The organism is Micromonospora sp. NPDC023644 (genome assembly GCF_040640115.1).
GTDB lineage: Bacteria > Actinomycetota > Actinomycetes > Mycobacteriales > Micromonosporaceae > Micromonospora.
On sequence record NZ_JBFABA010000059.1, the window covers coordinates 23,239 to 34,751 of the forward strand.

Below are 11,513 nucleotides of genomic sequence, written 5' to 3' on the forward strand. Positions count from 1 at the left end.
GCCCCGTGCGGTGCCGGCGACGGCGGTGGCCGGAATCGCCCCGCTGGCGCGTCGGTACTAACCTCGGACCGGCGCGAGAGGAGATTGCCGCGATGCCGCAGCCGCAGCCGGGCACGGACCGGCCGGCCGACGGGAGCCCCCCGGGTCAGGACCAGGGTCACGATCCGGCGGTCACCGAGGAGCCCCCGACCTCCCCCGCAGCACCCGCCCCCGCCGGCGGCACGGGCCCGGAGGGCACCCGTGAGCTGCCCACCGACGACCCCGGGCCGACCACGGCGGCCGACGTCCGGCAGGACGCGGGCGACGGTGGGCCGCGGGACGCCGGCGACGCCACCGCACCGCACGACACGGGCAGCGCCACCGCACGGCACGACACGGGCAGCGCCACCGCACGGCACGACACGGGCAGCGCCACCGCACGGCACGACACGGGCGACGCCACCACGCCACCGGACACCGGCGACGCCGGGGCGGAGGGCACGCGGGACGACGGGTCCGGGCGGGTGGCCGGCACCGGCCCGGAGGGCACCCGCCTGCTGCCCGACGACGGCCCGCCGGCCGTGGGACCGCAGGGCACCCGGATGTTCCGCGCCGACGAGCAACCAGCCGAGCCGCCCGCGCCCCGCTGGAGCGGTTCGGCGGCGGTTCCCCCGCCGAAGCCCCGCAAACGGGCCTGGGGCGAGTCGGCCGAGATCCCCCCGGTGCCGGCCCCGGCGCCCCCGCCCGAGCAGCCCGAGCACCTCACCCCGGTCGACCCGTGGGCGGGCGCGGACACCGGCGGGTGGGACCTGCCGCCCCCGCCGCCGCCGTCACCGCCGCCGACGCTGCTCTACCCCGCGGCGCCGTCCACCCGGCCGTACTCGGGGCCACCGGCGCCACCCGTGCACTCCCCCGCGCCGCCGGCACCGCCGCGCCCCACGCCGCCCCGGGTCGCGTACCCGCCCGTCTCGCCGCCGCCCGTGGCGTACCCCGTCTCCCCGCCGCCGGTCTCCCGGGCGCCCGCCCCGAGCCGCCCGGCGCCGCCCCTGCCTCCGCCACCCGCGCCGCCGAGGCAGCGTCGGGCGACGGCGCCGCCGGCCGGACCGCCGCCCGGGCCCCAGGCCCCCAAGGGGTACGCCCCGCCGCCCGCCCGCAAGCGTCGCCGCTGGCCGTGGATCATGCTGCTCATGCTGGCCTGCTGCTGCGGCTGCCCGGCCTACTACGGGGTGCCGATGGCGTCGCAGTACCCGGCGAACGCCAGCCTGCCGGCGGAGGTGGCCGACCTACGGCTGCGCGACGACGACACCAGCAAGGCGGCCGCCAAGCAGTTGGAGGCGGAGGTGCGCAAGGCGCACCTGCTGGCCGACGACACCTTCGCCGGCGTCTACAGCACGCCCGCCGGCAAGCGGGTGACGGTCTTCGGCGGCACCGGTTTCCGGTTCACCCCGGAGTCGGACGCGGAGGACGAGATCACCCGGCTCACCGGGCAGTACTCCCTCGGCGAGGCCCAGGTGGTCGACACCGGCGTACGCGGCCGGCACCAGCGCTGCGCCGTGGGCCGCGCCGACGGCCAGGACGTGGTGGTGTGCACCTCGGTCGACCACGGCAGCATCGCCACCGCGGTCTTCACCCGGCTCTCCCTCGACGACAGCGCCACCCTGCTCGGCACCCTGCGGGAGCAGTTGGTCACGACCGACCAGAAGTAGGGTCCGACGGCTCGGCCGGCTCCGCGACGAGGGGCGGCGCGGCCTCGGCCTGCCCGGAATTGGGCTCAGGCCGGGGCGTCGCCCGGGGTGGCGGAGTGGGCGCGCGGCGGGGCGTAGCGGGGCACGTACTCCTGGCCGGTGAGCTTCTGGATCTCGGCCATGACCTCGTCGGTCATCTCGCGCAGCGACGTGCGGTCGTCCGGCCGGCCGGTGAAGTCGAGCGGCTTGCCGAACCGAATCGTGATCCTGGCGCGGCCGGGGCGGGGCACCCGGGTCCCGATGGGCTGCGCCTTGTCGGTGCCGGTCATGCCGACCGGGATGATCGGCACGCCGGCCGCCACCGCCAGCCGGGCCGCGCCGGTGCGGCCCCGGTAGAGCCGGCCGTCCGGCGACCGGGTGCCCTCCGGATAGACCGCGACCAGGTCGCCGGCCTTCAGCACCGGGATGGCGGCGTCGAACGCCGACAGCGCCGCACGGCCGCCGGCCCGCTCGACCGGGATGGCGCCCAGGCCGGTGAGCACGTGCTTCGACAGGGCGCCCTTCGGGCCGGTGCCCTTGAAGTACTCCGACTTGGCCCAGAACGCCAGGTGCCGGGGAACCACCGTGCCGAGGAACAGCTCGTCGGCGACCGAGAGGTGGTTGCCCGCGAAGATCGCACCCCCCGTGTCCGGAATGTGCTCCAGCCCCTCCACGGTCGGACGGAAGGCCAGCCGGAGCGCGGGCGCCACGGTGAGCTTGCCGATGGTGTAGAGCAGGGGCACTGGTCCTCCGGCGGAGTGTGTGCGAACAGGCGGTGTCACGGTAACCGACGGGTCCACGGGGCGTCGTCGGGGTGGCGGGTCGACCGCCTGGTGAGCGGGCGTGTCGGGGCCGGTGGGACGGCCCGGCGACGCACCGCCGGGCCATTCCCACCCACTGACTCATACCCTGTGGACGGCCACCGTCAACCGCTCGCCCTCGCCGGCCTCTCGGTGCTCCGTCCGCCCCGTCGGCGGAGCCGACGGAGCGGCCGGCACCTCCCGGCGGCGTGACCGGGCTCACGTCCCGCGGTGTCACGCCGCGTCCCCTCCGCACCGTCGTGTGGGTGTCGACAACGACCGACCGAGGAGGCCGTCATGCAACGGATGAACGTGGCCGAGGTGGCACCGCAGGCGTACCAGGCCGTGCTGGGGTTGGAGAAGTACGTCCGGGCGAACGTCGGGCACACCGTGCTGGCGCTGGTGAAGCTGCGGGCGTCGATGCTGAACGGCTGCGCCTTCTGCGTCGACATGCACAGCCGCGACGCGCTCGCGGCGGGCGAGTCGGACCGGCGGCTCTTCGCCGTCGCCACCTGGCGGGAGGCGCCCTTCTTCGACGAGCGGGAGCGGACCGCGCTGGCGCTCACCGACGCGGTGACCCGGCTCGGCGAGCACGGCGTGCCCGACGACGTCTGGGACGCGGCGGCGAAGGTGTGGTCCGAGAAGGAACTCGCCGACCTGTTGATGGCGGTCGCCACCATCAACGTGTGGAACCGCATCGCCGTGACCTGCCGCAACGACCTCCCCGCGGACGTGTGACGCTTCCCGACGCGACGCAGGCGGCCGGTGCGCTCGACGCGCACCGGCCGATGCTGCTCGGGCTGGCGTACCGCCTGCTCGGCAGCCGGCACGACGCCGAGGACGTGCTCCAGGAGGCGTACGTGCGCTGGCTGGGGGTCGACCGGGGGGCGGTCGCCGAGCCGCGGCGCTACCTGTCCCGGGTGGTCACCCGGTTGGCGCTGGACCGGCTGCGCGCCCGGCGGGCCGCCCGGGAGACGTACGTCGGGCCCTGGCTGCCCGAGCCGGTGCGGACCACGCCGTCACCGTTCGGGCCGCTGGACGCCGTCGAGCTGCGCGACTCGCTCTCCACCGCCCTGCTGCACCTGCTGGAGCGGCTCTCCCCGCCCGAGCGCGCGGTCTACGTGCTGCACACCGCCTTCGAGCTGCCGTACGCCGAGATCGCCGGGATCCTGGACCGGTCGGTGGCGGACTGCCGGCAGCTGCACCACCGGGCGGCGGCCCGGATCGGCCAGGACCGGCGCCGGTTCACCGCCGGCCGGGCCGAGCAGGAGCGGCTGCTGGAGGCGTTCCTCGCCGCCGCCCGCGACGGCGACCTGGCCGCGCTGACCGGGCTGGTCGCAACGGACGCCACCGCCTGGACCGATGGTGGCGGCCGGGTGAAGGCGGCACGCAACCCGGTCACCGGCGCCGACCGGGTGGTCCGCTTCTTCGCCGGCATCTACGGGCCGGGCCGACGCCTCACCGTGCGGCGGGTGGAACTCAACGGCCAGCCGGGCGCGCTGATCGTCCGCCCCGGCGCCGGCATGTACGCGCTGACGCTCGCCGCGGCCGGCGGCCGGATCACCGCGTTCCACGTGGTCGGCAACCCGGACAAGCTGCGGTGGGCGAACTGAGCGGGCCGGTCGTGGACCGGCCCGCGACGACGGTGGGTGGGTCAGCCCAGCTCGGGGAACCAGAGAGCGATCTCGCGCTTCGCGCTCTCCGGGGAGTCGGACGCGTGCACCAGGTTCTCCCGGTTGGACAGGGAGAGGTCGCCGCGGATCGTGCCGGCCGCCGCCCGGCGCCCGTCGGTCGCCCCCACGAGCCCGCGCACCACGTCGATGACCTGGTCGCCGGAGAGCACCAGCGCCACCAGCGGGCCGCCGGTCATGAAGTCCTTCAGCGGCGGGTAGAACGGCTTGTCGACGTGCTCGGCGTAGTGCTCGTCGGCCAGCGCGGCGTCCATCGTCCGGACCACCATCGCGTCGATCCGCAGCCCCTTGCGCTCGAAGCGGGAGATCACCTCGCCGACCAGCCCACGGCGGACCGCGTCGGGCTTGACCAGTACGAGGGTGCGCTCATCGGGGCTGCTGCTGGACACGCTGGGTTCCTCCTGTGCGCGGAAGGCGGTCGGGCTGGGTACGGTCAGCCTAGCGACCCGGTCCCGGCGCCGGCGCGGCGGCCGGTCCTTCCTCCGGCGGCCGATCCGGCCTAGCCTGGCCCTTGACCCTCGGGAGGTCCACAGTGGCGAATGGCGGGAACCGACCCATCGCGCCGGTACGCAAGCTGATCGCCGCGGTGCTGGGCACCGTGGCCACCTTCGTCGTCCTCTTCGGCCTCGGCATGACCAGCTGGGCGATCGTTGCGCTCGGGGTCGCCCTGCTGGTGCTGGCCATCGCGCTGGCCACGGTGCGCGGGGGCGGTCGCACCTGGGTGGTCGGCGAAGGGCACGTGCACAGCGCCTCCGAGCCGCCCACCCAGTACGCCTTCGGCCGCTGCGAACTCCAGCTGGTGATCGACGCCCCGGGGCTGCCGCCCCGGTCCAAGAAGATCATCGAGCCGCGGGTGCCGGTGGCGAAGTGGCCGTCGCTGGGCCAGACGCTGCCGATCCGGGTGGCCCTGGACGACCAGCGGCACGTCCGCGTGCTCTGGGACGACGTGCCCACCCACGCGGAGACCGCCGCGGCCGTCGCGGCCGACCTGCCGCCCGAGTACGCGGGCACCGAGCCGCTGGACGACGTGCTGATCCAGCAGGAGGCCCCGCCGTGGGCAGACCGGGCGCCGGACGACGACTACCGCGACGACTACCGCGACGACTTCCGGGCCCCGGTGGGCGACCCACTGGGCGACCCCGTCGGGGATCCGCTGGGCGATCCGCTCGGTGGGGACCGCGTCGGGCGGCCCGAGGAGCGCGAGCCCGTCGTGATGCACCAGCGCCCGGGTGGGCCGGTCGTGCTGGAGGGCACGCTCGTCGAGCAGCCCACCACCGGCACGCTGCCGCGCCGGGCCACCCCGACGCCCCGCCCGCCCGCCGAGGAGCGGTTCGACGTGCCCGGCGAGCGCCTCGACCCGCCCGCGCCGGCGGACCCGCTCGACCTGCCCCTGGACGACCCCGCCCCGCCGCGTGACCGGGTCCGGGAGGAACGGATCAGCCCGGAGGAACTGGACGAGGCGATCTTCGGTCCGGGGCCGGCCGCCGGCGGCGACGAGGGGGCCGGGGAGACCGCGACGGCCGGCGACGAGTTCGGGGCGCCGATCGCCGGGGTGGGGCTGACCCTGCTGGTCACCGACCTGCCCCGCTCGCTGAGCTTCTACCGTGACCTGGGCTTCACCGAGGTCGACCGGGGATCCGGCAACGCGGTCCTCGCCTCCGGGACGACCCGCCTGGTGCTGCGGGAGGTGACCGAGGCGGCGCCGATCAGCCGCCGGCTGGTGCACGTCAACCTCGAGGTCGACGACATCGACTCCGCGTACGAGCGGCTGCGCGGGACGGGCGTCCGGTTCACGTACGCCCCCCGGGTGGTCAACCGGGGCACGAAGCTGGAGGTGTGGGCGGCGGCGTTCCGCGACCCGGACGGCCACGGCATCGCCCTCACCCAGTGGCGGGAACGCGCCGAGGCATGACCCGTCAGCCCAGGATCACCCGGCGCACGTGCAGGGCGTAGCCCCACACCAGGGCGAAGACGACGCCCAGCACCAGCAGCGACCAGTGCAGCAGGCCGGCCAGCATCAGCAGCCCCTGCAGGGCAGTGCCGGCGTGCCAGGCCCACGGCCGGCGCATCATGCCGGCCAGCAGCACCGCCGCCACGGCCAGCGCCACGACCGCCCCGATCGCCGCGCCGCCCAGGTCGCCGCCGACCACCCGGATCGGCTGGATGGCCAGCACCAGCACCAGCGCCTCCAGGCTGAGCGTGCCGGCGCCGAGGCCACGGACCGCCCGCTCCGGGTTGCGCAGCCCGGAGCGGCGCGGCAGCCGCCCCTCGGGGGTGCCGTCGACCGTCCCGGCCGGGCGGTCGTCGCCCGGGGTGACGCGCTCCGGGCCGGTCATCGCTTCAGCAGCCGGCGGGCGTCGGCCACGGTCACCACCGACCCGGTGACCAGCACCCCGACCCCGCTCAGCTCCCCCGGTACGTCCTCCTCGGCCATCGCCACCGCCGTCTCGATGGCGTCCGGCATCTCCTCGGCCACCTCCACCCGCTCGGGCCCGAAGACCTCGGCCGCCAGCGCGGCCAGTTCCCGGGCCGGCAGCGCCCGGGGCGAGCTGTTCCGGGTCACCACGACCTGGTCGACCACCGGCTCGAGCAGCTCCAGCAGGCTGGCCGCGTCCTTGTCCGCGAGGACGCCGACCACGGCGACCAGCTTGCTGAAGGCGAACTCCTCCTGCAACGCGGTCACCGTGGCGGCCATCCCGTGCGGGTTGTGCGCGCCGTCGAGCAGGATGGTCGGCGCGCTGCGTACGCGCTCCAGCCGGCCGGGCGAGCTGGCCACGGCGAAGCCCTCCCGGACCGCCTCCACGTCGAGCTGCCGCTTCGCCCCGGCGCCGAGGAACGCCTCGACCGCCGCCAGCGCCACCGCCGCGTTCTGCGCCTGGTGGGCGCCGTGCAGCGGGATGAAGACCTCCTCGTAGACGCCGCCGAGGCCCTGGAGGGTGAGCACCTGCCCGCCGACGGCGACCGCCCGCCGGAGCACCCCGAACTCGGCGCCCTCCCGCGCGATGGTCGCGCCGACCTCGGCGCAGCGCTCCAGGATCGGCCCGGCGGCCTCCTCCTCCTGCGCCGCGGAGATCACCGTCGCGCCCTTGTGGATGATCCCCGCCTTGGCCAGCGCGATGTCCTGGATGGTGTCGCCGAGCCACTCGGTGTGGTCCAGCCCGACCGGGGTGAGCACGCACACCCCGGCCTGGATCACGTTGGTCGCGTCCTCGGCGCCGCCCAGGCCCACCTCGACCACCGCCACGTCCACGGGGGCGTCGGCGAAGGTGGCGAAGGCCAGCGCGGTGGTCATGTCGAAGTACGTCAACGGTTCCGCCGAGCGCTCGTCGACCAGCCGGGCCAGCGGCGCGATCTCCCGATAGGTCGAAACGAACCGCCCCTCGTCCACCGGCTCGCCGTCCAGGCTGATCCGCTCCCGGACGCTCTCCAGGTGCGGGCTGGTGTAGCGGCCGGTGTGCAGCCCGAACGCCCGCAGCAGGGAGTCGATCATCCGGGCCGTCGAGGTCTTGCCGTTGGTGCCGGTCAGGTGGATCGACGGGTACGCCCGCTGCGGGCTGCCGAGCAGGTCGAGCAGCGACTCGATCTTGTCCAGCTCGAAGGCCATGCGGGTGAACCCGCGGCCCGCCAGCTCGGCCTCGACGGCGGCGAAATCGGTGCGGTCGGTCACGAGGGCAGCGCCTCCAGAGCAGCGTCGATGCGGACGAGGTCGGCCTCGGCGACGGCGAGCCGGTCGCGGATCTTGGCGACGACCGGCTCCGGCGCCTTGTCGACGAACGCCGGGTTGCCGAGCTTCGCCCGGGCCTGCGCGGCCTCCTTCTCGGCGGCGGTCCGGTCCTTCGTCAGCCGGGCCCGCTCGGCGGCCACGTCGATCGTCCCCCGGGTGTCCAGGGCCACGCTCACCTCGCCGGGCATGGCGAGCGTCGCGCTGGCCTGGAACCCGTCGCCGGCCGGGTCCAGCCGCACCAGCGACCGGATCAGCGGCTCGTGGGCGGCGATGCCGGCGGCGGCCAGGCCGTCGAGCCGCGCCGCGACCCGCTGCGTCGGGCGCAGCCCCTGGTCCGAGCGGAACCGCCGGATCTCGGTCACCACCCGCTGGAGGGTGCCGACCTCGACCTCCGCGGCGTCGTCGACTCCGGTACGGTCGGCCACCGGCCAGGCGGCCGTCATCACCGTCTCGCCGCCGGTGAGGGCGGTCCACAGCTCCTCGGTGACGAACGGGATGACCGGGTGCAGCAGCCGCAGCAGCTGGTCCAGCACGTGCCCGAGCACCCGGCGGCTGGCCTCGGCGGCCGGGCCGCCCTCGGCGAGCACCGGCTTGGTCAGCTCCACGTACCAGTCGCAGACGTCGTCCCAGGCGAAGTGGTAGAGCAGGTCGCAGACCTTCGCGAACTCGTACGCCTCGAACTGCTCGTCCACCTCGGCGGTGACGTGCGCCAGCCGGGACAGGATCCACCGGTCGATCGTCGACAGCGTCTCGGCCGCCGGCAGCGGCCCCTCGGTGTGCGCGCCGTTGAGCAGCGCGAAGCGGGTGGCGTTCCACAGCTTGTTGCAGAAGTTGCGCGAGCCCTGGCACCAGTCCTCGCTGACCGGCACGTCGCCGCCCGGGTTGGCGCCCCGGGCCAGGGTGAACCGGGTGGCGTCGGCGCCGTACCGGTCGATCCAGTCCAGCGGGTCGACCACGTTGCCGAACGACTTCGACATCTTCTTGCCGTACTGGTCGCGGACCATGCCGTGCAGCGCCACCGTGTCGAAGGGCTGCCGGCCGTCCATCGCGTACAGGCCGAACATCATCATCCGGGCGACCCAGAAGAAGAGGATGTCGTAGCCGGTGACCAGGACGCTGGTCGGGTAGAACTTCGCCAGGTCGGGGGTCTGCTCCGGCCAACCGAGCGTGGAGAACGGCCACAGGCCGCTGGAGAACCAGGTGTCCAGCACGTCCTCGTCCTGGTGCCAGCCCTCGCCGGTCGGCGGCTCCTCGTCCGGGCCGACGCAGACGATCTCGCCGTCCGGGCCGTACCAGACGGGAATGCGGTGGCCCCACCAGAGCTGCCGGGAGATGCACCAGTCGTGCATGTTGTCGACCCAGGCGAAGTACCGCTTGGCCAGCTCCGCCGGCTCGATCTTCACCCGACCGTCGCGCACCGCGTCGCCCGCCGCCTTGGCCAGCGGGGCGGTGTTGACGAACCACTGGAGCGACAGGCGCGGCTCGACGGTCGTCTTGCACCGGGAGCAGTGCCCCACCGCGTGCACGTACGGCCGCTTCTCGGCGACGATCCGGCCCTGCTCGCGCAGCGCGGCGACGATCGCGGGGCGGGCCTCGTACCGGTCCAGGCCCTGGAACGGGCCGTGCGCGGTGATCACGCCCCGCTCGTCCATGATCGTCAGCGTCGGCAGATCGTGCCGCTGGCCGATCTCGAAGTCGTTCGGGTCGTGCGCCGGGGTCACCTTGACCATGCCGGTGCCGAAGCTCGGGTCGACGTGCTCGTCGGCCACGATGGGGATCCGCCGATCGGTCAGCGGGACGGGCACCTCGGTGCCGATCAGGTGCCGGTAGCGCTCGTCGTCCGGGTGGACGGCGACCGCGGTGTCGCCGAGCATCGTCTCGGCCCGGGTGGTGGCGACCACGACGTCGTCGCTGTAGCGGATCGAGATCAGCTCGCCGTCGTCGTCGGTGTGCTCCACCTCGATGTCCGACAGCGCGGTCAGGCAGCGCGGACACCAGTTGATGATCCGGTTGGCCCGGTAGATCAGCCCGTCGTCGAAGAGCTTCTTGAACATGGTCTGGACGGCCCGGGACAGGCCCTCGTCCATGGTGAAGCGCTCACGGTCCCAGTCGACGGAGTCGCCGAGGCGGCGCATCTGGCCGAGGATCGCGCCGCCGGACTCGGCCTTCCACTGCCACACCCGCTCGACGAACTTCTCCCGGCCCAGGTCGTGGCGGGACAGGCCCTGGCCGGCGAGCTGCCGTTCGACCAGGTTCTGGGTGGCGATGCCGGCGTGGTCCATGCCGGGCAGCCACAGCGCCTCGTGGCCCTGCATCCGCTTGCGGCGGGTCAGCGCGTCCATCAGGGTGTGCTCGAACGCGTGGCCCATGTGCAGGGAGCCGGTGACGTTGGGCGGCGGGATGACGATGGTGAAGGGGGGCTTGTCGCTGTCCGCCGACGCCCGGAAGTGGCCGGCGGCTACCCACTGCTCGTACCGTCGCTGCTCTACCTCGCCGGGCTGGTACTGGCCGGCAAGGGTCGGGGCGTCGGGGCGTCGGGCATCCAGTCTCTCGGTCACCCTGAAAGTCTACGGAGCGCTTCCCGGGACCCGACGTGCGCCACCTGCCGTTCGCGTACGGTGTCGGCTATGTCCGACGCACATCTCACCGACCGCCCCGTCGCAGACGGCCCCGAGCCGATCGACCTGACCGACGAGCCCATCCAGCTCAGCAACCGGGACCCGGAGCAGGCCTCGGAGCGGCGGGAGACGCGGTCGAGGCGACGGCGGGTGGCGTGGGCCGTGGCGGCGGTGGTCGGGCTCGCGGGGGCCACGGTGCTCGGCGCGGCCGGCTGGCGGGTGGCCCAGCAGAAGGACGCCGACCTGGCCACTCCGGACCGGGTGGCGGGCCTGGTACGCGACGACAGCGATCGGGCCCGCAGCACCTCCGACTACCTGCGCAGCGGATTCGCCGCCGACATCGACCTGGACAGCAGCTTCGGCACCGTCTACCGCGATCCCGCGGACGACAAGCGCTCGGTGCTCCGCTCGGTGCTCCTCTTCGGCGGCACGACGCTGCTCTGGCAGCCGGAGCGGGACCTGGACAGCCTCTTCGGCCTGCTGACCGACGAGACCGGCAAGGTGACGGGGCTGCGCGAGGTGCCCGCCGGGCGCCTCGGCGGCGTCATGAAGTGCGGCACCACCAGCGGCGACGGCGGCGACTTCGCGGTCTGCGGCTGGGCCGACCACGGCAGCGTGGTGATGGGGATGTTCCCGGGCCGCTCGATCGACGACGCCGGCGGGCTGTTCCGCACGATACGCGAGGAGATTCAGACCCGCGGCTGACGCCCCGGCGGCCCGGCCGCCTGAATCTCCGCCGCCGGACGCTTCCTCGACCCAGCACTCTTGCGCCCGGCGCTTCTCGAGCCCGATGCTTCTTTGCTCCGGCTTCGTCGTGCCGTTCGGCCCCGTTCGCGTCCTGGCGGGATTCGGGGCCGTGACGCAGTTCAGGGCCACCCCAACGGGGTGGCCCTGAACTGAAAGATTGTCCGGCGGTGTCCTACTCTCCCACACCCTCCCGAGTGCAGTACCATCGGCGCTGGAGGGCTTAGCTTCCG

The 11,513-nt window shown here is 74.5% G+C and carries 10 protein-coding genes; 5 read left to right on the forward strand and 5 right to left on the reverse strand.

Going from position 1 to position 11,513, the window contains the following annotated elements:
• Positions 1-581 precede the first annotated feature (581 nt).
• On the forward strand, positions 582-1,685 hold the full coding sequence (locus AB0G08_RS26625) for a hypothetical protein (RefSeq protein WP_358092591.1): 1,104 nt from the start codon (positions 582-584) through the stop codon (positions 1,683-1,685).
• Between the two features lie 65 nt (positions 1,686-1,750).
• Here AB0G08_RS26625 and AB0G08_RS26630 read toward each other — a convergent pair whose 3' ends face one another.
• Positions 1,751-2,446 carry a lysophospholipid acyltransferase family protein gene (locus AB0G08_RS26630; RefSeq protein WP_358092565.1) on the reverse strand — a complete coding sequence of 232 codons (696 nt, stop codon included), beginning with the start codon at positions 2,444-2,446 and terminating at the stop codon, positions 1,751-1,753.
• Positions 2,447-2,800: 354 nt separating this feature from the next.
• On the opposite strand from AB0G08_RS26630, the gene AB0G08_RS26635 reads away from it, so the two are divergent.
• Both AB0G08_RS26635 and sigJ read left to right on the forward strand, forming a co-directional pair.
• A complete protein-coding gene (locus tag AB0G08_RS26635; RefSeq protein WP_358092568.1) occupies positions 2,801-3,241 on the forward strand; it encodes a carboxymuconolactone decarboxylase family protein in 441 nt (146 codons plus the stop codon).
• A complete protein-coding gene (gene sigJ, locus AB0G08_RS26640; protein WP_358092571.1) occupies positions 3,238-4,116 on the forward strand; it encodes an RNA polymerase sigma factor SigJ in 879 nt (292 codons plus the stop codon). The genes AB0G08_RS26635 and sigJ overlap by 4 nt, the downstream gene beginning before the upstream one ends.
• Positions 4,117-4,157: 41 nt before the next feature.
• Here the strand turns inward: sigJ and ndk are convergent, their stop codons facing one another.
• A complete protein-coding gene (gene ndk / locus AB0G08_RS26645; RefSeq protein WP_358092574.1) occupies positions 4,158-4,583 on the reverse strand; it encodes a nucleoside-diphosphate kinase in 426 nt (141 codons plus the stop codon).
• Between the two features lie 143 nt (positions 4,584-4,726).
• Between ndk and AB0G08_RS26650 the strand changes: the two genes are divergently transcribed.
• Positions 4,727-6,106, forward strand: coding sequence for a VOC family protein (locus AB0G08_RS26650; protein WP_358092577.1), 1,380 nt, complete (start codon positions 4,727-4,729; stop codon positions 6,104-6,106).
• Between the two features lie 4 nt (positions 6,107-6,110).
• Here AB0G08_RS26650 and AB0G08_RS26655 read toward each other — a convergent pair whose 3' ends face one another.
• From AB0G08_RS26655 to AB0G08_RS26665, 3 genes are read right to left on the reverse strand one after another with little or no spacing between them, the layout of a single operon-like run.
• Positions 6,111-6,530, reverse strand: a complete 420-nt coding sequence (locus tag AB0G08_RS26655) for a DUF4233 domain-containing protein (protein WP_358092579.1) — start codon at positions 6,528-6,530, stop codon at positions 6,111-6,113.
• Positions 6,527-7,861: a folylpolyglutamate synthase/dihydrofolate synthase family protein gene (locus tag AB0G08_RS26660; RefSeq protein WP_358092582.1), complete on the reverse strand. Its 1,335-nt coding sequence runs from the start codon at positions 7,859-7,861 to the stop codon at positions 6,527-6,529. The genes AB0G08_RS26655 and AB0G08_RS26660 overlap by 4 nt, the downstream gene beginning before the upstream one ends.
• A complete protein-coding gene (locus AB0G08_RS26665; RefSeq protein WP_358092585.1) occupies positions 7,858-10,476 on the reverse strand; it encodes a valine--tRNA ligase in 2,619 nt (872 codons plus the stop codon). The genes AB0G08_RS26660 and AB0G08_RS26665 overlap by 4 nt, the downstream gene beginning before the upstream one ends.
• Before the next feature lie 69 nt (positions 10,477-10,545).
• Here AB0G08_RS26665 and AB0G08_RS26670 point away from each other — a divergent pair, with 69 nt between their 5' ends.
• Positions 10,546-11,241: a hypothetical protein gene (locus AB0G08_RS26670; protein ID WP_358092588.1), complete on the forward strand. Its 696-nt coding sequence runs from the start codon at positions 10,546-10,548 to the stop codon at positions 11,239-11,241.
• Positions 11,242-11,513: the final 272 nt, after the last annotated feature.